Annotated in this window: 35 protein-coding genes; 12 read left to right on the forward strand and 23 right to left on the reverse strand. The window is 52.0% G+C overall.

The window, feature by feature from the left end; translation table 11 throughout:
- Positions 1-10: 10 nt before the first annotated feature.
- Genes NVIE_RS10755 through NVIE_RS10770 form a run of 4 tightly spaced genes read right to left on the reverse strand, consistent with a single transcriptional unit; the run spans position 11 to position 4,090 of the window.
- Complete coding sequence (locus NVIE_RS10755; RefSeq protein WP_075055243.1) at positions 11-574, reverse strand: nicotinamide-nucleotide adenylyltransferase; 564 nt, start codon at positions 572-574, stop codon at positions 11-13.
- Positions 571-2,247: a methionine--tRNA ligase gene (gene metG / locus NVIE_RS10760; protein WP_075055244.1), complete on the reverse strand. Its 1,677-nt coding sequence runs from the start codon at positions 2,245-2,247 to the stop codon at positions 571-573. The genes NVIE_RS10755 and metG overlap by 4 nt, the downstream gene beginning before the upstream one ends.
- Before the next feature lie 34 nt (positions 2,248-2,281).
- On the reverse strand, positions 2,282-3,526 hold the full coding sequence (locus NVIE_RS10765; protein WP_084790783.1) for an adenosylhomocysteinase: 1,245 nt from the start codon (positions 3,524-3,526) through the stop codon (positions 2,282-2,284).
- A 45-nt stretch (positions 3,527-3,571) separates the two neighbouring features.
- Complete coding sequence (locus NVIE_RS10770) at positions 3,572-4,090, reverse strand: hypothetical protein (RefSeq protein ID WP_075055245.1); 519 nt, start codon at positions 4,088-4,090, stop codon at positions 3,572-3,574.
- 100 nt (positions 4,091-4,190) lie between these two features.
- Here NVIE_RS10770 and NVIE_RS10775 point away from each other — a divergent pair, with 100 nt between their 5' ends.
- The 3 genes from NVIE_RS10775 (at position 4,191) to NVIE_RS10785 (ending at position 6,367) form a co-directional block, all read left to right on the forward strand.
- Entirely contained in the window at positions 4,191-4,496 is a 306-nt protein-coding gene (locus NVIE_RS10775; protein WP_075055246.1) for a Rieske (2Fe-2S) protein, read from the forward strand.
- Positions 4,497-4,539: 43 nt separating this feature from the next.
- Positions 4,540-5,949 carry a cysteine--tRNA ligase gene (gene cysS / locus NVIE_RS10780; RefSeq protein WP_075055247.1) on the forward strand — a complete coding sequence of 470 codons (1,410 nt, stop codon included), beginning with the start codon at positions 4,540-4,542 and terminating at the stop codon, positions 5,947-5,949.
- A 79-nt stretch (positions 5,950-6,028) separates the two neighbouring features.
- A complete protein-coding gene (locus tag NVIE_RS10785; RefSeq protein ID WP_075055248.1) occupies positions 6,029-6,367 on the forward strand; it encodes a hypothetical protein in 339 nt (112 codons plus the stop codon).
- On the opposite strand, the gene NVIE_RS10790 is transcribed toward NVIE_RS10785, so the two are convergent.
- The 5 genes from NVIE_RS10790 to NVIE_RS10810 all read right to left on the reverse strand — a co-directional run bounded on the left by NVIE_RS10790 (position 6,364) and on the right by NVIE_RS10810 (position 11,202).
- Positions 6,364-6,576: a hypothetical protein gene (locus tag NVIE_RS10790; protein WP_075055249.1), complete on the reverse strand. Its 213-nt coding sequence runs from the start codon at positions 6,574-6,576 to the stop codon at positions 6,364-6,366. The genes NVIE_RS10785 and NVIE_RS10790 overlap by 4 nt on opposite strands.
- Positions 6,577-7,839, reverse strand: coding sequence for an MBL fold metallo-hydrolase (locus NVIE_RS10795; protein ID WP_075055250.1), 1,263 nt, complete (start codon positions 7,837-7,839; stop codon positions 6,577-6,579).
- An 88-nt stretch (positions 7,840-7,927) separates the two neighbouring features.
- Entirely contained in the window at positions 7,928-9,406 is a 1,479-nt protein-coding gene (locus NVIE_RS10800) for a sialidase family protein (RefSeq protein ID WP_144239672.1), read from the reverse strand.
- A gap of 167 nt (positions 9,407-9,573) precedes the next feature.
- Complete coding sequence (locus tag NVIE_RS10805) at positions 9,574-10,380, reverse strand: class I SAM-dependent methyltransferase (protein ID WP_075055252.1); 807 nt, start codon at positions 10,378-10,380, stop codon at positions 9,574-9,576.
- Between the two features lie 3 nt (positions 10,381-10,383).
- Positions 10,384-11,202 (reverse strand): hypothetical protein, encoded by an 819-nt coding sequence (locus NVIE_RS10810; RefSeq protein ID WP_075055253.1) that lies wholly within the window; start codon positions 11,200-11,202, stop codon positions 10,384-10,386.
- A 129-nt stretch (positions 11,203-11,331) separates the two neighbouring features.
- Between NVIE_RS10810 and NVIE_RS10815 the strand changes: the two genes are divergently transcribed.
- The 3 genes from NVIE_RS10815 to NVIE_RS16145 all read left to right on the forward strand — a co-directional run bounded on the left by NVIE_RS10815 (position 11,332) and on the right by NVIE_RS16145 (position 12,231).
- A complete protein-coding gene (locus NVIE_RS10815) occupies positions 11,332-11,553 on the forward strand; it encodes a hypothetical protein (protein WP_075055254.1) in 222 nt (73 codons plus the stop codon).
- Positions 11,554-11,716: 163 nt separating this feature from the next.
- Positions 11,717-12,010: a 4Fe-4S dicluster domain-containing protein gene (locus NVIE_RS10820; RefSeq protein ID WP_075055255.1), complete on the forward strand. Its 294-nt coding sequence runs from the start codon at positions 11,717-11,719 to the stop codon at positions 12,008-12,010.
- A gap of 98 nt (positions 12,011-12,108) precedes the next feature.
- Positions 12,109-12,231 carry a hypothetical protein gene (locus tag NVIE_RS16145; RefSeq protein ID WP_258914117.1) on the forward strand — a complete coding sequence of 41 codons (123 nt, stop codon included), beginning with the start codon at positions 12,109-12,111 and terminating at the stop codon, positions 12,229-12,231.
- On the opposite strand, the gene NVIE_RS10825 is transcribed toward NVIE_RS16145, so the two are convergent.
- From NVIE_RS10825 to NVIE_RS15545, 4 genes are read right to left on the reverse strand one after another with little or no spacing between them, the layout of a single operon-like run.
- The gene (locus NVIE_RS10825) at positions 12,221-12,844 is read right to left on the reverse strand and encodes an endonuclease V (RefSeq protein ID WP_075055256.1); all 624 of its coding nucleotides are present in this window, start codon (positions 12,842-12,844) and stop codon (positions 12,221-12,223) included. The genes NVIE_RS16145 and NVIE_RS10825 overlap by 11 nt on opposite strands.
- Complete coding sequence (gene tgtA, locus NVIE_RS10830) at positions 12,831-14,354, reverse strand: tRNA guanosine(15) transglycosylase TgtA (protein WP_075055257.1); 1,524 nt, start codon at positions 14,352-14,354, stop codon at positions 12,831-12,833. The genes NVIE_RS10825 and tgtA overlap by 14 nt, the downstream gene beginning before the upstream one ends.
- Complete coding sequence (locus NVIE_RS10835; RefSeq protein WP_075055258.1) at positions 14,344-14,769, reverse strand: Lsm family RNA-binding protein; 426 nt, start codon at positions 14,767-14,769, stop codon at positions 14,344-14,346. Before NVIE_RS10835 ends, tgtA begins: the two co-directional genes overlap by 11 nt.
- A 37-nt stretch (positions 14,770-14,806) precedes the next feature.
- Positions 14,807-15,022: a hypothetical protein gene (locus NVIE_RS15545; RefSeq protein ID WP_075055259.1), complete on the reverse strand. Its 216-nt coding sequence runs from the start codon at positions 15,020-15,022 to the stop codon at positions 14,807-14,809.
- A 248-nt stretch (positions 15,023-15,270) separates the two neighbouring features.
- Between NVIE_RS15545 and NVIE_RS10845 the strand changes: the two genes are divergently transcribed.
- Positions 15,271-15,753 (forward strand): hypothetical protein, encoded by a 483-nt coding sequence (locus NVIE_RS10845; RefSeq protein WP_144239673.1) that lies wholly within the window; start codon positions 15,271-15,273, stop codon positions 15,751-15,753.
- A 7-nt stretch (positions 15,754-15,760) separates the two neighbouring features.
- Complete coding sequence (locus NVIE_RS10850; RefSeq protein WP_075055261.1) at positions 15,761-16,582, forward strand: HEPN domain-containing protein; 822 nt, start codon at positions 15,761-15,763, stop codon at positions 16,580-16,582.
- On the opposite strand, the gene NVIE_RS10855 is transcribed toward NVIE_RS10850, so the two are convergent.
- On the reverse strand, positions 16,579-17,160 hold the full coding sequence (locus NVIE_RS10855; RefSeq protein WP_075055262.1) for an adenylate kinase family protein: 582 nt from the start codon (positions 17,158-17,160) through the stop codon (positions 16,579-16,581). The genes NVIE_RS10850 and NVIE_RS10855 overlap by 4 nt on opposite strands.
- Before the next feature lie 86 nt (positions 17,161-17,246).
- On the opposite strand from NVIE_RS10855, the gene NVIE_RS16150 reads away from it, so the two are divergent.
- Complete coding sequence (locus tag NVIE_RS16150) at positions 17,247-17,372, forward strand: hypothetical protein (RefSeq protein ID WP_258914118.1); 126 nt, start codon at positions 17,247-17,249, stop codon at positions 17,370-17,372.
- Here the strand turns inward: NVIE_RS16150 and NVIE_RS10860 are convergent.
- Genes NVIE_RS10860 through NVIE_RS10870 form a run of 3 tightly spaced genes read right to left on the reverse strand, consistent with a single transcriptional unit; the run spans position 17,366 to position 19,769 of the window.
- Entirely contained in the window at positions 17,366-17,785 is a 420-nt protein-coding gene (locus tag NVIE_RS10860; RefSeq protein ID WP_075055263.1) for a zinc ribbon domain-containing protein, read from the reverse strand. The two genes, NVIE_RS16150 and NVIE_RS10860, sit on opposite strands and share 7 nt — an antisense overlap.
- Before the next feature lie 41 nt (positions 17,786-17,826).
- Positions 17,827-18,339 carry a zinc ribbon domain-containing protein gene (locus NVIE_RS10865; protein ID WP_075055264.1) on the reverse strand — a complete coding sequence of 171 codons (513 nt, stop codon included), beginning with the start codon at positions 18,337-18,339 and terminating at the stop codon, positions 17,827-17,829.
- A gap of 41 nt (positions 18,340-18,380) precedes the next feature.
- Positions 18,381-19,769: a DEAD/DEAH box helicase gene (locus NVIE_RS10870; protein ID WP_075055265.1), complete on the reverse strand. Its 1,389-nt coding sequence runs from the start codon at positions 19,767-19,769 to the stop codon at positions 18,381-18,383.
- Positions 19,770-20,014: 245 nt separating this feature from the next.
- Here NVIE_RS10870 and NVIE_RS10875 point away from each other — a divergent pair, with 245 nt between their 5' ends.
- A complete protein-coding gene (locus NVIE_RS10875) occupies positions 20,015-20,545 on the forward strand; it encodes a hypothetical protein (RefSeq protein WP_075055266.1) in 531 nt (176 codons plus the stop codon).
- A 4-nt stretch (positions 20,546-20,549) separates the two neighbouring features.
- On the opposite strand, the gene NVIE_RS15550 is transcribed toward NVIE_RS10875, so the two are convergent.
- The 6 genes from NVIE_RS15550 to NVIE_RS15555 form a co-directional block, all read right to left on the reverse strand.
- Entirely contained in the window at positions 20,550-20,714 is a 165-nt protein-coding gene (locus NVIE_RS15550) for a hypothetical protein (protein ID WP_158435208.1), read from the reverse strand.
- Entirely contained in the window at positions 20,707-20,865 is a 159-nt protein-coding gene (locus NVIE_RS10880; protein WP_084790551.1) for a ribbon-helix-helix domain-containing protein, read from the reverse strand. Before NVIE_RS10880 ends, NVIE_RS15550 begins: the two co-directional genes overlap by 8 nt.
- Positions 20,862-21,800: an IS6 family transposase gene (locus NVIE_RS10885; protein WP_258914119.1), complete on the reverse strand. Its 939-nt coding sequence runs from the start codon at positions 21,798-21,800 to the stop codon at positions 20,862-20,864. The genes NVIE_RS10880 and NVIE_RS10885 overlap by 4 nt, the downstream gene beginning before the upstream one ends.
- Before the next feature lie 319 nt (positions 21,801-22,119).
- Positions 22,120-22,854 carry a hypothetical protein gene (locus NVIE_RS10895; RefSeq protein WP_075055269.1) on the reverse strand — a complete coding sequence of 245 codons (735 nt, stop codon included), beginning with the start codon at positions 22,852-22,854 and terminating at the stop codon, positions 22,120-22,122.
- A 127-nt stretch (positions 22,855-22,981) separates the two neighbouring features.
- The gene (locus NVIE_RS14925; protein WP_144239674.1) at positions 22,982-23,167 is read right to left on the reverse strand and encodes a hypothetical protein; all 186 of its coding nucleotides are present in this window, start codon (positions 23,165-23,167) and stop codon (positions 22,982-22,984) included.
- A 152-nt stretch (positions 23,168-23,319) separates the two neighbouring features.
- Positions 23,320-23,469, reverse strand: coding sequence for a hypothetical protein (locus NVIE_RS15555; RefSeq protein ID WP_158435209.1), 150 nt, complete (start codon positions 23,467-23,469; stop codon positions 23,320-23,322).
- Between the two features lie 156 nt (positions 23,470-23,625).
- Here NVIE_RS15555 and NVIE_RS10900 point away from each other — a divergent pair, with 156 nt between their 5' ends.
- Positions 23,626-24,063, forward strand: coding sequence for a hypothetical protein (locus NVIE_RS10900; protein WP_075055270.1), 438 nt, complete (start codon positions 23,626-23,628; stop codon positions 24,061-24,063).
- A gap of 36 nt (positions 24,064-24,099) precedes the next feature.
- Entirely contained in the window at positions 24,100-24,252 is a 153-nt protein-coding gene (locus NVIE_RS15560) for a hypothetical protein (RefSeq protein ID WP_158435210.1), read from the forward strand.
- The last annotated feature ends 12 nt before the right edge of the window (positions 24,253-24,264 follow it).

Here is a 24,264-nt window from a genome sequence, read left to right on the forward strand (position 1 = left end):
GTGTCTCTCATTACCACCTTGCCGGGTTTGAATCCGACCTTGCAAGCACCTTTATCCTCTCGACGCCTCCGACGTCTTCAATGGCTTTTGCAACCGCCGGCGGGACCAGGTGCTTCCACCCCTTTACTTTGCCTGCAACTATGAGAGAGCGTATGTTGCTCCCGTTGTACTCTTGTCTCTTGGTAAATTTCGGCCTTTTCACGGCAAGCGACGGGTCCTGCGACCGGGCGAGGTGGTCCACGAAATCGTTGCCCGAGTAGAGGGCGTCAAAGGACGGGACCTGCGAGCGGAGGTGTGCAAGCCACCGGGCGTTGTTCTCGTCGTTTGCGACCGGTATGATATAGCATTTGGACAAGTCGACGCCGGCCTCGGCAAGAGCCGCGTGTATCATCATCACCCGCTCGCCGGCGGTGAACGGGTCCTTCTCGATAAAGTTGAACTGCGCGCTCCCGATGACTATTACAAGCTCGTCGCACTCGGAAAGGGCCTGCCTTGCAAGGGCTAGGTGGCCGTTGTGGAACGGCTGGAAGCGCCCAGTCATGAGGCCGCGCTTGAACTTGTGGTCGTTGTTCATTTAACACCAAGCTTTGCCTTTTGCTGCTCTATTTCCTTTGCCTCTATCTTTTTGAAGATCGGCTCGACTTTTCCAAGCTGGTGGCCCGCCGGCACCGCAAACTCCGCAGCCGACTGCCAGCTCTGCCGGTGCACGCTTTCCTGCAGGTTCAATTGCGCCCAGAGCTTTTCACACGAGAACGGTATGAACGGCTCCAGCAGTATTGCAAGCGTCCTTGCCGCGTTGACCGCATAATAGAGCGTCGTGTCTGCAGTCTCTTTTTCGCTCCACGGCTTTTTCTTCTGGAAGTACTGGTTAAAGTAGGTCGAAAGCTCCATTATCTTTTTGAGGGCCTTGTCAGTCTCGTTTGCCGACAGGAGCAGGCCAGCGTCCCTGACAGCTGACTCGACCATGCTCTTGGCCACTTTCTCGTCCTCGCCAAGATCGCCGGGTGTAGGAACCTTGCCGCCGTACGTCTTTTGCGTGAACGAGAGCGCGCGGTTGACAAAGTTGCCCACGTTTGCTATGAGCTCGTTGTTTATCTTCTCGGCAAAGCCGTCAAAGTCAAAGTTGAGGTCGTCCTGCGAGTACGTCACTATTGACGCCATGTAGAAGCGGAGGTAGTCCGCCGGGAACGCCTCGAGGAACTGCTTTAACCCGATGTACCAGTTCCTGCTCTTTGATATTTTCTGGTTCTGGAGCATGAGGTGGCCCCGCGTCGGTATCCAGTCCGGCAGCTTGTACTCCTCGTTTATGCCAAGGCGCATCGCCGGCAGGAACAGGTAGTGGTGGTAGACTATGTCCTTTCCTATAAAGTGGTATATCTCTGACTCGTTCCAGAATTTCTTGCCGTCACGTCCACCCTTGTTGTCCTCGATGAACTTTGTCATAGTCGAGATGTAGCAGAGGTGGTTGTCAAACCAGCCGTAGAACACCTTCTTGCCCTCTGCGTCTGGAAGCGGTATCGGCACGCCCCACGAGAGGTCGCGGGTGATGTCCCATTCCTGCAGTCCCTCGTCTATCCAGTTGATGACATAGTTCTTGACGTCTGGCTGCAGGTTCTGGTTCGAGAGGAGCCACGCCTTTAGCTTGTCGGAAAAGTTGGAGAGCTTGAAAAAATAGTGAGTGCTGTGCTTCTTGACAGGAGGACGGCCGCATATGGCGCATTTTGGATCCAGTATCTCGTCCGGGACGCGCCCGCACTTTTCGCACAGGTCCGAATACTGGTTCTCGGCACCGCAGAACGGGCACCTGCCGACGACGTAGCGGTCCGGCAAGAACTTGTAGTCAAATTCGCAGTAAAACTGCACGACATCGTGCTCGTAGATGTGGCCGTTTTCACGAAGTTTCGTAAAGACGTACTGCACGAACCTGACATTCTCGGGCGAGCTCGTGCGGTAGAAAAAGTCAAACGATATGCCAAGAGCTGTGAAATCGTCGTAGTCGCGCCTGTTCCAGTGCGCCACGTACTCTTCCGGCGTCTTGCCCTCCTTCTCTGCCTTTATGAGGATGGGCGTGCCAAAGTCGTCCGACGCGCAGATGTGGTAGGCCTCGCGCCCGCTCAGCCTCGAAAAGCGCGTGAAAATGTCTGCCGGCAGGTACGTCGAGGCAATGTGGCCGAGGTGGATCTCGCCGTTTGCGTACGGAAGGGCGCTTGTTATGATCGCGCTTTTCTTCTTGCTCTGCTCCGGCATGACCGTCCCAACCCGCCTACAGGATTTTAACCTATCACCCAGAGTTCTGGTATTTTTTCTGCTCCTCTGTCATTTCGTCTATCCTGACGCCCATTGCGTCAAGGGCGCTCTTTGCGACTTGCAGGTCTATTTCTTCCGGCACGCCGTAGACCTTTCTCTCCATCTTTTCGTAGTTTTTCGCAACGTGCAGTATGGACATCAGCTGGTTGGCAAAAGAGAGCGACATGACCTCTGGCGGGTGGCCTTCCGCCGCGACGAGGTTCACCACCCTGCCCTTTGACAGCAGGTACAGCTTTTTCTTTTTCTTGCCGCCGGCAACAATGATGTCAAAACGCTCCACGCCGGGCCTCACTTCCTCCGGCCTTGCATTTGAATAGAGAAAGGACGCGTCTATTTCGACGTCAAAGTGGCCGGTGTTTGCCAAAATCGCGCCGTCCTTCATTTTTGCAAAATGCTCTTTTCTTATCACGCCTGTCTGGCCGGTGCACGTGACAAACAGGTCGCCATATGGAGCAGCGTCAAGGAGGGTCGTCACCTCAAAGCCGTCCATCCTGGCCTCAAGGGCCCTGACAGGATCGACTTCGGTAACGGTCACCACCGCGCCCATCCCGCGCGCCTTTGCCGCGACCCCCTTTCCAACCCAGCCATAGCCGCATACAACTACATGCGCTCCGGGCAGGAACATGCCTGTTGCACGCATGATCCCGTCAAGGGTGCTCTGGCCGGTCCCGTGGCGGTTGTCAAAGAGGTATTTCGTCCTGGCGTTGTTCACCGCAATGACGGGATACATCAGCCTGCCCGACCTCTCTAGCGCCAAAAGGCGCTTGACGCCTGACGTTGTCTCCTCCGTGCCTCCAATGATGCTATTGACCTTTGCCCTGTGGGCGGCCGCGTGCATGTCGCCTCCGTCGTCCGTGACTATCTGGGGAGAAAGCGCAAGCACCTGCCTTATGCAGTCGCGGTACTCTTGCGCGGTCTCGCCCCGCCAGGCAAAAACGCTCGCGCCCTCTTGCTGCAAGAACGCGGCAATGTCGTCCCGCACAGAAAGCGGGTTTGCAGAGCACAGCGCGACCTTGGCACCGAGCCTCTTTGCCGCCATGACAAGCACGGACGTCTCTTTTGTGACGTGCAGGCAAAACCCGACCGTCAGGCCTTCAAGGAGCTTGCTATCCTTGCCAACTACTATTTTCTCAATGATAGACATGCGCGCACGCGCCCATTCGTGCGACAGCCTTCCTTTTTGCGCAAGATTTGTGTCTGCTATTTTCTTCCCCGGCAACAAAATACGGGGTACGCGGCTTGGAGTATAAGAATTACTGAATTGCTACTGGCTTTCGTATTCTTCTCCGCGGTACTTGGCCCTTCCGCGCCTCATGACCGCAAACAGCCCCATTATGACTGCGATCCACACGACGCTGAACATCATGTTGGTCGTGCTGACGTACATGTACGGGAGCGCTTCTATGATGTTCTCCTGCATCGCGTCAAGCGTCACGTGCATGTCGTCCATGCCGGTGTTGTAGGCGCTTGAATGCGGCTCGACATTGGCTATCGCGTTTGCCCTCGACACGACCCTGTCAAGCTCTTGCTGTATCAGGCCAAAGTCGGTCCTTGGGGTCGGAAACGACCAGACGGGGTTGCCCTTGTCAGGCAGGTAGCGCTTTGCAGCAATCACATACTTTGCCAAGTCTTCTGGATCTTGGGCAGATTCGGCGCGCGCAAGGTTGCCCAGAGCCAGGTCGACGGGGTAGATGGTGTTACCGTAGCCGTATATCCCCATGCCTATTGCAACCATAATCAAAACCACCACTCCTGCCATGATTGCCTTGTAAGAAGAAGCCATCGCTTGCCTTTGTAAAAGCTGGCCAGGCCGTATTTAGGTGTGGCGGAGCCAGATTCCATCCGATGGAATTTATAACCAACCTGCAATCCTTTTTGCTGAATTGACGCTGGTCAAAGTGGCCAATCAGGGAGAAGTCAAGGAGAACGGGGGCAAGGAGGTAAACGTCAACGGTACAAGGATCGCGCTCTTTTACTCAAACGGCAAGTATTACGCGCTGGAGGCGCTGTGCCGGCATCAGGACAAGCCCATTGCGCCCGGCAAGATCGACGGCGAGGTGGTAGAGTGCCCGTGGCACTCGTGGCACTACAACATCCGCACGGGCGAGCTTCTGGACTACCTCGAGGGCGTCAAGATGACCACGTACAGGGTGGATGTCAAGGGCAACGACATCTACATCGACGTCTAAAAGATAAAAGGGACGTTTTTGCAGTGCTAACAGCGACTACACTGTGAAACTGTACAACACACTGACGCGCAATATCGAGGAGCTAAAGCCTGAGGACAATGCAGTCAGGATGTACGTCTGCGGAGTCACCGTCTATGACAGCTCGCACATCGGCCATGCAAGGACGGTCATTGTCTTTGACGTGCTCAGGCGCTACCTGATGTCAAAGGGCTATGCGGTCAAGTTCGTCCAGAACTTCACCGACGTCGACGACAAGATAATCAACCGCGCAAAAGCAGAGGGCAAAAAGGCAGAGGAGATTTCAAGCAAGTACATCGACGCCTATTTCCACGATTTTGGCGGCCTGAACGTGCTTGCGGCCGACGTGCACCCAAAGGCGACGGAGCACATTGCCGAAATGATCGGCCTGATACAAGGTTTGATGGACAAGGGCTATGCCTACCTTACACTGAACGGCGTGTATTTCCGCGTCAAGAAATTTGCCGGGTACGGCAAGCTGTCAAGAAAGCCGGTGGAGGAGCTGGAGGCAGGTGCAAGGATAGAAGTCGACCAATCAAAGGAAGACCCGATGGACTTTGCGCTGTGGAAGTTCTCCTCAGAGCCTCCTTTCTGGGACAGCCCGTGGGGCAGGGGCCGGCCCGGCTGGCACATAGAGTGCTCGGCGATGGCGTTGAAATACCTCGGCAACACATTTGAGATCCACGGCGGCGGCCACGACCTCGTCTTTCCGCACCACGAAAACGAGATTGCGCAGTCCGAGTCGTTCACCGGCGCGCAGTTTGCGAAAATATGGATGCACTCTGGCATGGTCACGATAAACTCGCAAAAGATGAGCAAGTCGCTTGGCAACATCGTCACGATAGAAAAGGCGCTTGAAAGGTGGGGGATGAACACGCTGCGCCTGTACTGCCTCTCGGTGCACTATGCCAAGCCGCTTAACTATACCGACGAGTTATTGAAAGAGTCGGCGCAGCGCTGGCGCCAGATAGAGACGTGCGCCTTTGAGCTTGCGTCGGCAGCTGCAGGGGGCGGAGGAGGAGGCGAAGAGGTGGACGCCGTGAAAAAGCTGGCAAGCGAGTCGGAAAAGGCATTCGACGCGGCTATGGGCGATGACCTGAACACGTCGCTTGCGCTCGCCGCTTTTCTGCAGTTTGTCACGAAGCTGAACCAGTATGCCGCATCTGACAGGCTGACAGGCGACATGGCAAAGGCCGCGCTGCCGGCGTTTGACAGGATAATGTCCATCCTGGGCCTGAAGGTGGCAGAGACAAGCCCGCAGGAGCAAAAAGAGGTTGAAGAGATGATAGCTGCCCGCAACAGGCTGAGGGCCGAGAAAAGGTTCAAGGAGGCAGACGAGATCCGCAAGGGCCTGCTCGCACGCTCGATAGAGCTGATGGACCACAAGGGCCGCACGGTCTGGAAGAAGATAGAGCGGCCGGAGCAGCAACAGTAGTAGTTTTTCACACTTTGGTGCATCATTGTGGACACTATCACTAATGTGAAGCAGAGGCGGCAAGTAACAGCAAGCGACGATGAAGATACTGGACGGTAAGCGCGTAGGTACTGTAACCTTTGAGGAGGACGGCCTGCTCATAGGCGAGGTGCTGGGCGACGTCATCGTCAACGGCGGCTACCTGGAGCTGAAGGGCAGGGTGCTTGGAAACGTGCTCGTGAGGGGCGGCTCGTGCAGGCTCACGGGCATCGTCAAGGGAAACGCCGTGAACGAGAAGGGCGACCTTGAGGTGTTTGGCGCAGTCCACGGCAAGGTGATAACAAAGCTGGGCTACACCTACGTCAATCCCGGCGCAGCGGTAGGCGGCATTGAAAGCGCCCACATAAAGAAGGAAGGGGCGACGTCGACGCCAGTCTAGCCTGCGGTTGTTGCTTTTGCCTGCTTGATCTTTTCCAGGTCCTTCTGCAGCGCCTCTATGGTTTTCGGTATCTCTTTTTCGGCGCAGCCAAGGCACATCTGCTGGAGCGACAGCGGGTACGCGAAATAGCGCTCGTTGAGGGCGATGTCGCGCTTGCACGTGACGCACTTTTTCATCTTGTACGGGTCGGTGTTTTTCGTTATCATCACTCACACTTCCACCACTTCGCCCTGCTCGGGCGCGCGAGCCTCGTAGCCGTATTTCTCCTTTATCTCTTGCGCAAACTTTTCGCACGAGGGCCCGTCGCCGTGCACGGTGAGGACCTTGGGGTTGCCCTGCACGCGGTCCAGTATCTCAAATAACTCACTTCGGCTGTTATGTCCGGAAAACTCGAAGCGCTTGACGTCGGCGTAGCACTTTCTCATCTTGCCGTCAAAGTTGGCCACGCGCTTGTCAAGGAGCATCTTGCCGGGCGTGCCCTCTCCCTGGTACGAGACGAGGGCGATGCCGTTCTTTTCGCTTCCCATCATCTCCTGCGTGTAGAATATCGCAGAGCCTCCGACCAGCATGCCTGCCGGCGAAATGATGACGCACGGCTCGTTGACCACCTTCCTGCGCCTGCCCCAGCCGGTTATCCACTCGGCGCCTCCGATTGCGCGCTTGAACATCTCCGGGTCGCGCAGGAACGCGGGGTGGCGGCCCATGATCTCGTTTGCCTTGAGCGCCATGCCGTCCATGACGACCTTGTGCTTGAAATTGTAATGCTCAAGGACGCAGGCGATCTCTTGCGCCCTCTCGACGGAGAAGGAGGGTATGAACATCGTGCCGCCCCGCTCGATGACCTCGTAGCAGAACTCTATCAGCTCCCGCTCTGACTGCTCGCGGGGCGTCTGCTCGTTCTGCGAGTACGTGCTCTCTATTATCATCATGTCAATCGGCCCAAAGTCAAGGTCCGCCGGACGCAAGAGTTTCGAGCCGCGGGTGTTGATGTCGCCGGTGTAGAACAGCTTTTTGCCCTCATGCTCCACCGTGACAGTCGAGCCTCCGACGACGTGGCCCGATTCATATAACGTTACCTTGGCGTCGTTTACCATGTACGGCTCCCTGTACTGCAGTTTCTTGGAGCTTTTCAGCATGGTCATGACGTCGATGTATTCAAACGGCAGGTAAAAGCCCGACAGCTTGATCATGTCCTCTATCAAGAGCTCGGACAGCTCAAACGTCGGCAATGTACCTAATGCTGGTATGTCTGTGGTTCCTGAAAGATACAGTGACGGAACAAACCCGGAATGGTCGAGGTGCGCGTGCGTGATAACGACGGCGTCGACCTCCTTTGGCTTGACGTGCATCGGGAAAACTGGCTCCCTCTTTAATAGCACGCCATAATCCATCAGTATGTTCGTGTTGTTGCAGTTTGCGAGAAAAGCGGAACGGCCGACTTCCTTTGCGGCCCCCATTACCTTAACTTTCAATCTGTTTACAGCAGCAAATCTTGTCTGTAGGCGCTTTAAAGCTTGCTAATTGAACAGGAGGGAGGGGCGTGCTTCCAGTGGAACTGCATTATCGAGGGTTGGTTCTTTTATATCTCGTAAACCGTGCAGCGGCCACAATCCCTCCTGTGGCCAGCGCTGCTGCGACGATTGCAGCCGTCGTCCCAAATTCAGGCACCGTTGTAACGTCTTCGAGTATTGTGGCGCTGCCAAACGTCTTGCCGCCGTCTGTGCTTGCTCTCATAATTATGCGCTGTTCTTGGGATGACACTGTCGCATTAATGGCTTCAAGCCACAATGCATAGACGTTATCATGTGACGCCACCAACAGCACGTTAGATGGTGGAGGAATTTCTGGTACATACTCTTTTTCTACCAGATCAGTCTGATTTTCGACGCTCGATCTATCTTCATAACCTGCTGCAAACGATACCCTTCTTTCTGTCTCTGAAAAGATAGACCATAACAGATATGCCTTGCCATCTTCAGTGATGATCATCTGCCTGTTGCTACTCTGCTCCGACTTGAATTCCCCGGGCATAGGCTGCGTCACCCTCTCAAAGTTCCTACCGCCATCCGTGCTTTTCAACAAAAGATAGCCGTTTTCTCCCGGCGCCTGCAACAGGACGTACACGTCTCCATCACGAGTCCATAAAGACGGGATGGAAATGGCCCCCATTCCTTCTGCATAATCTTTTGACAGGTTTACTTTGCTGCTGAATGTCTGGCCGCGGTCATTGCCTGAGGAAAAGTAAAGATTGTTGTCTTTTTCCTTCCACAGGAGGTAAACGTTGCTTCCGTCAGCTGCGACGCTTGGGAATCCCGGCATGGACAGCTCGTCACCTGTCAGCTTGTCCAGCAGCATTGGTTCGCCAAAGCTGCTGTAAGCCAGCTTGTCAACTGGCACCGGCTCGTCCAAGCTTCCGTCTGGGTCGTAACCTTTTGCAAATAACGCCTTGGTTGAGCAGGTCGGCTCAATCATAAATTCGCACCTTGCATCCTCTGACCATACAACATAGATGTTATTGCCTGACGCTGCAATCCTCGGATTAACGGATTGAGCATCGCTTTTGCTCACATTGATAGGTGGGCCAAAGCTCCTGCCATCATCGTCGCTTTTCCTGAAGATAATCTCGCCCTGAGCGTCATTCCACACTACGTATACTCTATCGCTGCTGGCAAGAATCCGCCCTCCATCTACAAAAGGCCCGGCTGACCCGATATTGCCCAAGAATCCTTCTCCAAGCGTAATGGTTTCGCCAAAACTTGTGCCGTTGTCATTGCTTGCCTTGAAGAGTATGTCTCCTCCGTCTCCCCACATGACATAGACGTTGCTCCCTTCGACGGCCATGTGTGGATATGCTGTGCATAAGGGACCTGAATGGTAGAGGCTTGTGACCTCGCCAAACGTCTTGCCGCCATCGGTGCTGTGCTTGAAGAAAACGTTGTGGTCTCCCTGTCCATTGTAATAGCCTGTTTCATGCTCCCACAAGACGTACAGGTTGTCGCCTTCTGCCGCTGCCTGCATTCTGTACACACCGTAAGCCATGCACAGCGCATCTGCAGCGGGGAGTATTTGATAGGCAATATTTGCAAGCAAAAGCGACATAATGACAACCAGCACAGCCGGCAAGAATGACTGACGCATTTCTTGAGCGATCATATGGTATTTTCATTACATATTAGACTTCTGTAAGACACTCTAGTCTCTTTTATCTAGCCAAAGCGCACCTGCCATAGCGGATCCTGCACGGCAGGATTTTCCAGCTGTTGCATGTACCCAAACCCGCACTCGTCCAGCACGGATTCAAAGTCGTATCTTTCCTTGATTGAGGGCTCGGCCGCCGCCTGCTTTTCCAGAGCCTTCTTTACCCTAGCAGCCATGTTTGGCCTGGCATAGACGTACCAGAGGTTGTGCGCGCCGCGCATCCTTGCCAGCTGCGCGCGTTTTTCCTCTGGCATCTTTGTGTAATGGCGGTTCATGATCTCGATATTGACGTCCTCCCACGAAGGCGTACGCCACCACGCGACGCGCTCAAAGCCGTGGCCATCAAACTCGGCTGCAAGGCTGATGCCCTGGTCAAGCGTCGTGACAATGACGTCAGTGCTCCTGGCAACGGGGTCGCGAAAGTCCTGCCCCGGCTCCATCCATCCTACAAAGATAACGTCGTATTTCCTGTCGATCCAGTGCGCGTCGGCTATCCTGATATAGTCAGGTTTTGCGATGCCGAGGCCGTAGAATATGCCGGCGTCCTTTTCAAGCCCCTCTGCGCCCGGCAAATACTCCCTTATTCTTTTCAAAAAGTCTCCATAGCCGCAGCCAACGTCAAGGTAGCTTGGATTGTTATCGTTAACTGCCCTTGCTATCGCAACGACGCGCAGCACGTCGACCTTGCGATAGGAAAAGTAGGTGCCGGCAAAGAACGGAAAGCTGTATCGCGCGTGGTGCGGCGACGCGGCGTTTCTCTGGAACTGCGCAAACGACGCCATCGCCTTTCGCAGGTCGTCAGTGACAAACGGCATATGCTAGTCCAGGATCACTTCCCACAGGCGTTTTGCAGTTGTAACCGTTGCAAGCTCTTCTTTGTACCCAAACCCGCACTCGTCCAGCACGCCTTCAAAGTCATACCTTTCTTTTGCATCCTCCCTTGCGATGTGCGACGCAAGAGCCTCCCTTATCTTGTCAGCAAGCTCTGGCCTTGCATAGACGTACCAAAAGTTGTGCGCGCTGCGCAGAGTTGCAAGGTGGCGCTTTTTCTCCTCCGAAAGCGACGGCGTGTAGTAACGGTTCATAAGCTCGGCGTTTACGTCTATCCACGAGGGCGTCCGCCACCACGCTATTTGCTCAAAGCCAAACTCGTCGTACTCGCAGCCGCCGTTTACCCCGCACTGGCCGCCTGCGTCAAACGTCGTAATGACGCACTTTGCAATCTTTGCCACCTGCCTGCGAAAGTCGGCTCCCGGCTCCATCCACCCGACAAACGCCACGTCCACCGGCTTTGACAATAGTGACTCGACAGGCGCAATCTCGATGTAGGCGGGCTTTTCCATGCCCAGCGCGTAAAATATCCCGCCTTCCTTTTCGACTCCTGACGCGCCCGGCAAATACTCTATCACCTTTTTCAGGAAATCCCCATAGCCGCAACCGACATCTAGGTAGCTTGGCTTTTCATTCACCGCTTTTGCTATCGCAACGACGCGCAGCACGTCGACCTTGCGGTATGCAAAATACGATCCAGTGAAAAATGGGAAAATGTATCGCGCATGGTGCACTGGCGGGTTTTTCTCAGCAAACTGCCGGTAAGCTTTATGTGCTTTCTGCAATTCTTCCAGCTTGAAAGACATGGCTCGTGCGCGCAGTGCTGCCACTGACTCGTCCCTATATGTTGCTTCATGCGCATAGGGTTTTTCACCTATAACACCGTTTACAAAACCCCATAACGCTTATTAAGTTCCGTTCGTTACTCCTGACTTATGGTTAGGAAATTTGACGACTGGTGGAAGACAGTTCCAGCTGACTTGAAGGCAAAGGCTCGCAAGGGTGACGAGTCCAACAAGCCATTGCTCAACCAGGTTAACTACGTTCTTCTGCACCTTCACTTGGCAGGCAAGCACGATGCAAAGCCGACCCACGAGGAGCTGAAGGACTGGCTACACAGTGGCCAAGTTGACGTCCTGAGACAGGGCGGCAAGTAAAAGCAAGAAAAAACACTTCTCTCTTTTTTCCTTTTCTTTTTCATCTTTTCATCGATGAGCGGATGCTATTCTGTTACCTTTATGAGAATGTTATAACAGTGTTTTGGGATATGCATAGAGTTTAAATAGTTTCAAGCACTGACAACGCTTAGTGAATTAATAGATGCCAATTGCTATACTTCCAGACGTCGATGAGCAAAGATGCATCGGCTGCGCGCTCTGCGTAGAAATCTGCACCGCTCTCGGTCCAGATGTACTCAGGGTCAAGCCGGTGGAAGGATGGAAGAGGGGTAAGGCATTTGTCTTCTATCCAGAGAGATGCATCTCCGACGGAGCATGCGTCGGTGTGTGCCCAACACACGCTATATTCTGGATGAGGCCGATGGAATACACCCCAGGACAGCCAGTCCCGCTGCACAAGAACGGTGTGTTCAGCAAGGGCTGGGAAGAAGGTTAAAAGTCCATCCCCAAACTCTTTCTCTCTCTTCTCTTTTTCTCCTTTTTCCAAATTTTCAAAACTTATTTCTACTAGTTCGTCGATCGTACTGCTACAATATGTGCGACTACATGTATTATGAAGAGTTGCGCAAGCACAAGGTCAGAAAGCAGATACCGGAGCCAGAGCGGGAACTGGAGCCGATAGAAGAAGAAAAGAAGCCGATCATCGTCAACGCCTAGAAAACGTGTCTGCCAGCCGGAGAGGCTCTGGCAGCCACTCTCCTTTCTTTGTCATGCTTCTGACGAGGGAAACAGCAGATTCAAGCGACATCCTGTGGCCTACGCTCACGTACAAGTTCTTCTTCTTGCGACCCTCTGCCGCTATCGTGTAGCCAAGGGTCTCGCCGCCAAGCTCGATGTAATTGTCATTCCTCACGCTTCCGCATAGCAGGCTCTTTGCAGCACCTATCGCCGGCTTGTCCTTGGCAACGCCGATGTAGCATGCAAGGCCGCACCTGCGAGGGTGCAGCAGCCCGTGGCCGTCCACCATGACAAGGTCGTAGCGGTCCAGGCGTTTTAGCGTGCGCAGGATGGGGCCAGCCTCCCGCAGCATGAAAAGGCCGGGGATGTACGGGTGCCTGATCTCGCTTTTCGTGCTTGCCTGCTCCACTATATTCAGGTCGGTATCCATGACAACGGCAGAGCAGTGCGCCACGCCTGCGCGGTACGAGACGTCGACTCCGCACACAAGCTTTATGTCCCCATGATCGTCTCTTGCAACGACCTTTTTTGCGATCTCTTTTTGCTGCCGGACTGCGGCAGCCGGTGTGGACGGCAGTCTATAGCCTGTCAATCACGTGATCTGAATAATCCTCCACGCGGGCCTTTAGCCTTGCCTCTTCTACCGCCTGCTTCATGAACCCGTCGGCGACGATTATCACTTCGTCAAACCTGGCTGCAAATTTCTGAAGCGATTCTACAAACGGCTGGTAGTCGCTTGTGCGCCTCTCCGCCCTTGGCGTCAGGTTGTGAGATGCGGGAAACACGTCGGATATTTCTGCCGGGATTATGCCGAGGTACGGGTTGTACGTAGCAATCTGCGCGTCAGGGAACTTTTTGGCGAGCGCCTTGAAGCCCCTCGTCGCGTAAAAGGGGTGGACCTCGCCTTCAGGAAACACGACGAGCTTTTTCTTGGCCGTCGTAAATTGCGAGACGGCCTGCCTGAAGCGCCTTGCCTCCGGCCTGTGCTGGTCTACAGGATCAAAGAAAAAGATCGCCTTTTCTTTGAAAAGCGGCGTGCCTCCTGCGACAAAGTCAAACTCGCTGTCTCCAAACAGCTGCACCGCCTCCATCAGCTTGGGGTGCGCCCTTGCCTTTTGCATCACGTACTCCCACAGCCGGCCGTCCATTATGGCCTGCTTTGTCATGTCCACCTCTGCTTTCAGCACGTGCAGGTTGTGCTTGGCGACCTCTATCATGCGCTGGTCCCTTGGCACGTCGCGCAGCTCCTTGAGGGTGTACGATGAACAGATGGGGCACTGGCACGGCAGGTATGCCAGCTCTTCGATTCGCGCCGTGCCGTTTGCATGCATGTACCTGCCGTCCTTGGCGTACAGCATGTACGACGCCGAGTCAAACGTGTCGCAGCCAAGCGCAATAGCAAGCGGGATGGTGAGCGGGTGGCCTGCGCCAAAGAGGTGCACCGGTTTTGCCGGTATAACCTTTTTTGCGCGCGCTATCATGCGCGCCAGGGTCGCAAACTCGTACGCCTCCATCAGCTCGACCGGGCTTCCTAGAGCCATGAACTGAAAGCCCATGCCGTCAAGGGCTTGCGCCGAATGCTCGACAAGGTCGAAATGCTCGGCGCCCTGCACCGGCCCGACCCACACCGCGTCCGTGTCGTTGCCGACTACCTCTAGCGTCTGCTTGCAGTTTTCAAGCGTAATCCTGACGTACTCTTTGGCCTGCCCGTACGGGAGGCCGTAGCCGGTGGGCTTGTCAAGCGGTATCGGGATGTCGCTCTTGATGTCTTTTTCAAACTGTGCCATTGCTGCCGGCTCCACCTCGACCGACCCGTACTCCAGCACCTGGTAGCCGCCCGAGTCGGTCATCACCGAGCCGTCAAAGCCGATGATGTCGTGTATGCCACGCTTTCTTGCCTCGTCGCCGTAGTGCTTTAGCGTGATGTATGCGTTTGTGATCACGAGCGTAAAGCCCATCTTTTCCTTGAGGAATTGCGGGCTTATTGTCTGCCTGACCGGGTGTACCACCGGCACAAAAGCCGGCGTCTCCACTTCCCCGTGGGGCGTCGAGAGCCTGCCTATTCGGGCCGCAAGATCCGTGTAGCGGACCTCAAACGCCACTCTGCTTCTTTGTCTCCTTCATAAAGGCGTCAAAGATGGACCTGACCCTGTCGGCAGAAAGGCCCGTTCCTTCCTCCACCCCGGACTGCGTCACCTTTATCTTGTCCATGACGATGATGGCGCCGACGTCCTCGCGGATCTTGACAAGGCCGGGAAACGCCCTTTCCAGCCTCTCTGCAAGCGCCTTGAAGTCAAACGGCTTTTCCATAAGGCGGATTTCCTTGACAAACGCGCCGTTCAGGATCACCTTCAGTATGCCGTGGCCCTCGACGTTGTCAAGCACGATGTCGAGCTTGTCGTCGACGCCGGCAAGCGTCCCGTTGTAAACCTTGCTATCAGAAGTCTCTACCGCCACCTTTTTGCCGATGAATTGAAGAGTCTCTTCGCCAAATTTTCTTGTAACAACAGCTGCCATGCCTTTCTCAATTGCTCGGTTGTATATATACGAATTTTTAGGCCAGCAGCGCTTCCAGGCGGTCAAAAGCGCCGTGCCAGCGCTCCTTTGCACGCGCAACGTCCGCGGGCCTGGCAAGCTTGTTCTGCTGCACCGCCACCATGCTCTTGCTCTCGTCCTTAGCGTAAAAGTTGGCCTCGACGTTCGTGCCATCCGGCCACGTTATGCGCATCGACTTTTCTTTGTAGCAATTGGACGAAAGGTGTTGTTGCATAGAGCCGTTTTCTAAGCGTGCATAACTGCATAATTTGAGCATGGCTGCGCATAATTCCTTGCAGCCACATTGTCCTGAGAAATATCATCATTGCATTCTGCTTTCCAAGAAGATAAAAGAATTAGTTTCACGCAGTATGCTTTACTCCTTATCGATAAAAATAGGGATGAGATTGCATATTGGTGATAATATTCTGGAGTTGCTAGTGCACACAAGGTTCTAAATACTAGTCAAGATTGCAGAAAACTGTGCCAAAGAAAGAGCAGATAATAAATCAATTCTATGATCAAGCATGGCACATATTAGAACTAATGAAGCAAGGAACTGATGACAATTATGTTATCGAGAAGCAGAAGCTATCTAATATTCTAGACCAATTGCAGGAGAAAGCAAACAATGCCGATTATATGGATATCTCTGATTTTTTCGTTGCCATTTTATTATATACACAAAAGAATTCAATACCCGAAATCAGTCGAGACGATCTCATAACTGCTATCGATGAAAGAATTTTTGGAAATCCAAAGAAGTTTCATTTTTACTTTAGACTCGGACGATTATTTGATTTCCCTGAAGGCTATCAAGTTGGCTCTGGCAAATTATTCCCCTTCGACAAATTACCTGATTTTGCACAGAAGAACCTCAGTTGGGAATGGAAACATAAGTATAATATGGATCGACTATATGCAACAGAAAAACTAACAGAATACAAAAAGCGTAGAAAAAAATGAATGGTACATGTATCTTGAAGTTGAATCTGTTGGTCAGAATAAAGCTAGGAAGAAGGCGATACTTGAAGCAAGAAGAAATATCAACATCCTGAAGATAGTGTATGATATTCACGGCACTCTTTTCGATCTTCATGCAGAATCCCCTTTTGATTACATATACCATATGGACAAAAGCAAATCGACCGGCGGGGGTTACAGAAACCATGGCAAAGAGACTATTTTTGTTAGAAGGGACTTCCTAGATCAGATGGTCAGTGACATTACAAGTATGAGAATCAATAAACACCCATCCGATTTAGAGAAGAGACTGCTAAATGCTGTGGATATATTTGGATTGGTTGATGATGCAACCCCTCTACACATCAGATTTCTGCTTTGTATAATTGCTTTAGAGGGCATGCTCTTAGCAGAAGGTGAAAAAGACTATCTCGGATGGAAACTATCAGAGAAGGTTGCCTTCCTACTGGGAGATACACCTGCGTGGATTGTTACCTTCTATAGGATTCCGCCTGAAGATGTGAGAACGACCTTGACAGATGATTATATAAACAAAAAAAGATCCTCCGCTAGAAGTGCGCTCGATAGACAGATGAAAAAGTTCTACGGTAAAAGGTCCGGGTTCGCCCATGGCGGCCTTGAGGCGGATAAAAGCAAGAAAATAAGCAGCGACGATTACAATATGATTTCATCAATACTAAGATGGACAATCGAAAAACTGATTGAATTGCATAAAAGCGGCATCAACCATATTGCAACTAAAGATAAAGAAAAGATAAGCGAAGATGCTTCATCGTTGGATGCATATATCGAGAAGTTAAGATACTCTTAGTACGAAAAGTAGCGCTGCACCTCTTCCTCCGATATCACTGCAAGCCAGTCGACCGAGCCGGAGCGCCGGGGCCTTTCCTTTTGCACGGTGGCGATTATCTCCTCCGCGGTCTGCTCTGGTGTTTTTCCAGTAGTGTCAAACTCGGCCACCTTGCGCTTGCCAAACGCCTTTATCGAATCGTAGAGTGAGATGCCGAGTATCTCGGCCGAGACGTTTTCATTGACTTTTTCCCGGATGTACTTGCGCTCAAGCAGCGTCTCTTCAAGCTTTCTAGGCGACCTGCGCAGCACGGCGGCCATGTCAATGCCGGCCGATTTTTTCATGACATATGGAGCAAGATGGCCGACTATCACGAAACTGCCTTTCTTCTTTTTATTTAGTATATTTGCAACTAGCTTGCTGGCCTTTTTCGTGTCGACTTCGATCCCCTTGCCCGTCTTTTCCAGCACAGCGCCGTTGTCCAGCGCGACCTTGTTGATGTCGATTATCTCTGCCTTCAGCTCTCTTGCAACAAGCTGCGCGCTCGTGTGCTTACCCACGCCCGGGTTTCCCGTGATAACCAGCCTGACTGTTTTCAACCAGCTGCTTTTGCATGCTCTGCGCTATTCTGCTTTTCGCTCGCTGCCATAGGTTTATCCGATGGAATGTTGCAGTAGGCGCATATATGAGGATCTGCGAGTCGTGCGGGCGTGTCAGGTTCTACTCGCTCAATTTCCTCTTTTCAAAGACGGTGTGCAACGAGTGCTACCTGGCAATGAAGGAAAGAGAGAAAGAGAAAAAGCGTCATTGAGCGCTTCCGCATTTCGTGCAGAACTTGGCATTTGCCTTGAGCTTTTGCCCGCAGCTGACGCAGAACTTGCTGCTCTCTGGCTCGAGCGTTTCGCGGTTTATTGGCGTAAGCCGCGGCGGGGTCATCTGCTCGGTGGGAGCTGCCGCTGCCTGTACGTCGCCGTACATGTCCGCAACGGCTCCTGTAGGCTTGAACGAGTCATTCGTGTCCGGCGCAAACTCGGAGTTGCTTTTCTCGCCTTTTTCCTCGACGTAGAGCATGAGGCGTGGCACCTGTCCCTTGCCCGGTGCGTTCACCTGCTCGCCGAGCCACAGCGCAAATTTTTTCAGTGTCATCTCGGGCGTGGAAAAGGTGAGCGAGTGCGTGGACATGTACTCGTCGGTTGCAGACCTGCCATTGAAGACCTTGGTCATAAGGTTGATCGCGCAGAGTCGCTATTAATATTATATTATTATCATTGCGACTTGCCGCACTTGCTGCAGAACTTGGCATGCTGCGGTATGGACGCCCCGCAGAAAACGCAGCTCTTTGTATTGCTGCCGCCACTTGCCTTGGGCCTTGGTAGCTCGATGTCCACTGGCTTGAAAGTCGGCTCAGCTTGGGGCGACGGAAGCGTATACCCCGCAGACGGTCCTACAGAACCTCCTGCGTTCACAAAGCCGCCGATGCCAAAGCCTGCCTGCTGCGGTGGCGCGGCGGTTGCCACTCCTCCCGTGGGGTTCTTTACCGACGTGCCCTTGTCCATCGCGCCCTTGATCTCAAATATGACGCGGATGGCAAGAAAGTTCATCGCAGACGTGGCGACGAGGTAGTCGCCTATCCTTGCGAAATACTCTTTTTCGCCCATCTTGCCCTGCTTGTACAGCTGCGTGGCGTCAATGAATGCCTCGTACATGCTCTGCGTGTCGTTTGACAGCTGCTTTAGCTTCTCGGACAGGCCGCCAAGCGTGTCGACGCCAAAAGACATTAGAAAAAGAAGGAGTTGCGGGACTTAAAAACGATTCCCGCTCAGTATCCGCCGTAGTTGCTGCGGCCGTACCCGCCGCGCCTTCCGCCGCCATAGCCGCCCCGGCGCTGTCCACCATAACCGCCGCGCCTTCCGCCGCCATAGCCTCCTCCGCGACCGCCGCCACCGTAGCCCCTATTACCACCATAACCGCCGCCACCGTACCCTCCACCTCCGCCATAGCCGCGGCTTCCATAACCGCCGCCGTATGACTGCCTGTTGCGGTATCCTCCGCCGCCGTACGAGCGTGGCTGCGCAACAGGAACTGCGATGCCCATCTCGTCGTTGAGCTTGCGTATCGGGAGCGTGGTCTGCGCAAGTATGCGCTCCATGTCGGCTATCCTCTCGGCTGACACGAGCGAGATGGCCTTGCCCTCTGCGCCCGCCCTTGCCGTCCTTCCGATCCTGTGGAAGTACACGTTGGGGTCGTCAGGGATGTCGTAGTTGATGACGTTTCCTACCGCCGGCACGTCGATTCCCCTTGCGGCAATGTCGGTCGCGACAAGGATGTCCTCGGTGCCCTTGCGGAACTTGAACATCGCCTGGTCGCGCTGCCTCTGCGTGAGGTCGCCGTGGATGGCTATCGCTGAAAAGCCGTCCCTCTTTAGCTGGTGCGCAACCCTGTCAGCGCGCTGCTTTGTCGCGGCAAACACGATCGTCTGCGCCTTGGCGTCCCTGTTCTTCCTGATAAAGTCGCATAGGTGCCTGAACTTTTCACGCTCCTCCACCACCAGGTACGACTGCTCTATCGTGTCCAGCGTCACTTCCTCCTCGTTGAGCCTCACGTGCTCTATCTCCTTCATGTACTCCTCTGCCAGCCTGAGGATCTCTGGCGGCATCGTCGCCGAGAACAAGCAGGTCTGCCTGTCCTCGTTGACGTAGAACAGGATGAACTTGATGTCGTCGATGAATCCCATGTCAAGCATCCTGTCAGCCTCGTCCATAACGACAAACTTGACGTCGTCAAGGATTATCGAGCCCTGCTTTATGTGGTCGATAAGCCTGCCGGGCGTTGCCACTACTATCTGCACGCCCCTCTGCAATTTCTCGTTCTGGATGTTTATGCTCTGTCCGCCGTAGATGGCTACGGTCCTTATTCCCGTGTACTTGGCCAACCGGCTTATTTCTGTAGTTACCTGCACCGCCAACTCTCTTGTCGGCACAAGCACCAGCGCCTGGACGGGGCCCTCGTTGCTGACGCGGGCCAGTATGGGCAGTCCAAATGCTGCCGTCTTGCCGGTTCCTGTGTGCGCCTGCCCTATGACATCCTTACCCTGCAAAACAAGGGGTATAGCTGCCTCCTGTATAGGAAACGGCGCCTCAAATCCATTCTCGCTGAGCGCCTTGTTTAATTCCGCGCTCAGACCCAATTCTGCGAACGTCTTCGTCATTTTTTATTCTTCACTTTGTTCTCTTTTGTTTTATGTTCTTCTTGCGTGTATGCTTTTTTGCCACAAAAGTCGCACGGACGTTTCCGTTTTAAACCGTAAAACCTTTGTCTAGAACTTGTTACCTTTTACAAGGATATAAGGTTAGCTAACGATGATACTGTTGCGTCATTTGTGATAACCCCCTCTCCCTCAAATGAGCTGGCCATTAAATAGAAGCATATTCTATTCAGATTTACCAAAGGGATATGGGTCGTGAGATGCCACATAATTCGTTAACAATTGCACGTTTCGAGAATGCCGAATTTATCATAGGCAATGGATTGCTTATCATTGGAGGTTTGATTCTTACTCCCAATACATTCAATGAACTTACTGTAGCTGGAGCGTTAATGATGCTAGGTGGCGTCATCTTGGACATCAGAGTTTTTAATTTATCCAAACTCGAACGTGATGTTCTATCAAAGAAAATAGAAGTCACCAAGACTCAGCTTGACGATGCTTTAAGAGACATGCAGGAAATGAGGCATTCAATTATTGATGCCGAACGTAATCTAAAGCGCGCTATAACAGATATGGATGAACAAGAACAAAAGTTGAAACAACAACAGAAGCAACTTAAGGAAATGGAAAAGACTACTTTCTCATTCATATCGAGAGCTCGTTCAGGCAGACCTTTAGAGGATATGCTAAAGGAAGCGTACCAAAGTCTTGACGCTTCTTTGAAATCTGTGGAAAAGAAACTCGGGATCTGGTCATCCAGAAGGTCTCCTTTCTGAGAGGCTACTTGGCAGCCAAATTTTCTTTAATCTTCTTTTCCCAGTCTGCCTGAGTTATGACGCCTTTTTCCTCCAGCACATCTGACAGGCTGTCTAGCATAGTATTAAGCATAGAGACCTCTTCTCTAAGGTCATCAATCTCCGCTTCCAAGTTGCGCTTTTTACTCATTCTTGTCTCCCCTCAGGTATCCCTTCTCAGACATCCATGAAGTAACTATCGCCCTAATTATGTCTGACCTGCCCTCTCCCATCGTACCTTTCAGGCTATCGACAATCTCCATCAAGTTATCGGGGAGTGTCACTAAAGCCCTCGCCATCATGCCTTCACCTCAACAACCTGCTCTTCAGGCTTTCGTTCGCCGCCATGCTCCAACGCCTGATCCTGAGTCGCCTTGTCTATCAGCTCTGACCAGCCGTTAGTTATCTGGATGCCTGCCGCCTGCGCGGGTGTTTTCTTTATCGTTTGGTGCTTTCTGACATAGTTGTAATTTACAACGTAGCCGTCAAGCAGTATCTTAGATGCCTTTTCGTTCTTTAGTCCACGCATAGGACGCAGCCTGTCTTTCAACGTTCCATGTACACGCTCTACGACGTTGTTGGTTGTCCTTGCCTGAATGCCAACACGCTTGACAAGCTCGACGCGGTTAGCCTTGTACCTGCTGTAGTAGACCTTGTTGAACGCTCTGTCATAGCTGTTGCTACCATCCACAAAGATTACTTTTGGCCTTTCTTTTGTTATCCTGTTTGCACTTTCAAATATCTTCATTGTCTCTTCGATTGTGCGCTCGCCGCCTAGGTGTGAGCCAACTAGGAATTTTGTCTCTTCGTCTATCATTTCCCAGAACCAGACGTTTCTACCCTCGCACTTTATCATGGTTTCATCTTCGTGCCACTTGCCTGATGTCTCTGGGTTCATCTTCTCTTCGCAGAACTTGCTGACTAGAGCAGAGTACTTGACAATCCAGCGATAGATTGTCGAAGAGTCAACTTTTTCTCCCATCAATTGCGCAAGCTGGTTCTGCACCTTTCGGACTGACAGGCCATCGAAATATAGGTTAAGGGCTGCAACAATGACGTGCTTCTTTACCTTCATCTTGCTAGGCTGTCCGTTGTTGTAAAAGCGGTGTGAGCAGTTTCTGCACCTGTAGACCTGCTGGCCGTGTACCTTGCCGTCTTTTACTACCTTGTAGGACATGCAATATTTGCATCGGACATTTTCGCTTTGTTCTGTCGTGCTTGCGGTTGTGTTGCTCACGTATATCCATATGCATATACCTTATATATACTTATATCCATATGGATATATCATGGATGTATTTGCAAATTACAATTGCATATATTTATCAGGAGGTAGATTCAATTAATTTTATCATGTCATTGACGCACAAACCAAATCCATTTGGACAAATCTTGTGCTGGTCTGGCAGACATTTAATCAGTGAAGAAGATGAACAAGAATTAATCGATTCTCCGACTGGCAGGTATGAAACAATGTGCGACCGATGCCATCGGAAGATTATTTTGGAAATCGACCCAGAAAATGAAGATGAATACTTTATCAAAGAACCAAACGATTAGCCGTTTTTCTCTTTCTCTTTTGGCAAGTCTGAAAATGGTATGTCTACCTTTGCGTTAGCTTTTGCTTTCATTTTTTTAGGCTTTGGCAATTTGCCTTTGACAGGCCACTTGATCCCTCTATAGAAGAATACGAGCGCGAATGTGTATATGATAAATGTGAAATCAAAATGTGTCTTATTCCAAGGCGGAGTGGTGGGATATGGATTGTCCCAAAATGAAAGTTGGTATTGATAAAGGAACGAGAATGCAATGAATAGAGCAAAGAATGTTGCGGTTATTATCATTCTGCGTACTCTGATTTTGTGCTCTTCCCTCTCTTCTTCCCGATATTCCAAAATTTTCAGTATGTCCCATAGCAAATACAACCCGAACATGATCGGAAGAATCCACTGAAAAATATCGCCAAAATGACCTTTGCTTTCGGGGTTGGCTACACTTACTATGTAGTACGTGAGAAATACTACAACTAGGTCAACAACAAACCGCGCATTACCCAACTTGCCTTTATGCGGATTTTTGGTAATTGAGCGATGATATCCTATCCACCCAGATACAACAATAAAGTAAACCATTAACATCCCCGACGCATCGATAAATGAGCGATAATCAGAAAGCACGTTGCTAAACGGTATGAAAATATGATCGACCTGCACGAAGCTCTGACCTATTATCACTGCAACCATAATCTCGAGGAAATTCCTGTAAAATTCGCTGAGTTTCTTATAGTGCAATTGTCGAGAGCTAGCTTCCAGCTAATACGGATTTTAAACATTGCTGTGTTCTGTAAAACTTGTATATTTTACACCATCTGGAGCTAAGAAAAGCTGACTGATAAAGAAATCAGGTACTAATTTTGAATTACTCTATGATAGGCGCCATTATTACCGCAATCATACTCATAATTTTAGGCGGTGTGTTAATTTCTTCAGGTGCTTCAACAGACACAATCGCAACATGGCCGCTGATTTTAGGCGGAGTTGTTGCAGTCGGTATAGGCGTTGTTTTGATCTGGAAAGCGATTACGTAAACATGCCTTCCAACCAAGAAAGAATCCACCAAGCGCAATGGTAGAGAATAGGCTTGTCACTACAAGGATATTCACAAGGTAATCTGCAAACGTGCCAAATGCAAAGGGAAATGGAAATGCCACATCTTGTATGTGGCAAAGGAAGCTTTATGGCTATCGCTCAGCGTTTTTAGAACCCTTCCTTTGAGTATGTCGTTTGAAATCCCGACAAGAACTTTTTGACCGCTCGATCTACCATTGCAGGTAGCTCGTTGATGTCGTCTGTCGTCACTTCAAGTTCGTAGTTGTTTCCGTGTTTTATTCTGATGGTGTTTGCCATGATTGACGCTTGTTTTGAGTATTATTTAAAATCCCACGCACCCGCAGGGGAGGGAGGTAGAGCCATCACAAATTACGCAACAGTATCCTAACGATCGTTGTTTGCCCTGAACGGCGGCTCTAACGCTTTAGTATTACCTCGTGCCGTGTGTATCTTATGCCTGCCGGGCAGGGCAACGAGGACGATGACGACGAGGAGATCGTCACCCTGGCGGTGAACAGGAGGACGATGGGGGTTATCCGGGACTTTGCTGCAGGCCAGGGCCTCGACGCCAGGATGGTGGACTCGAAGGACAGCAAGAACGTGGTGTCGATGGTGGTGAGGCACGACGGCGGGGAGCACTTTTCCTTCTTTTGCGCCCGGTGCTTTAGCCACTTTTTCAACCTGCTAACGCTAAAGAGGGTCTCTGTGGAGCACGACCCGTCCACCATATTCATCAGGCTGGAGCTGGCAACCGACGAGGTGGACGGCATGAAGCACTACCTCGACGAGGTGCTCGAGGAGATAAAGAGCAGCAAGAGCAGGAAAGAAGAAGAAGAAGCAGCAGCTGCTGCTCCTCCGGCAATGCGCAACAACGCGGACCGGGGAAAGTAAATGGAGAAGGGGCGGCAGCGGCCAGCAATTTGCGCAATGTGCGGAAAGGCCATGGCGTACCCTGCTGCTGCAGCGGTGATAGAGACGCTTGACGGGCTGGACTATGCCTTTGATTCCCGGGACTGCGCGCTCTTGTTCAAAAAGTTCACGAGCCTGTACGGCAAGGACTTCTTTTTCGTCAAGGTTTAGTTAGCTAGTTAG

The sequence above is a fragment of the Nitrososphaera viennensis EN76 genome, assembly GCF_000698785.1.
GTDB classification, from domain to species: domain Archaea; phylum Thermoproteota; class Nitrososphaeria; order Nitrososphaerales; family Nitrososphaeraceae; genus Nitrososphaera; species Nitrososphaera viennensis.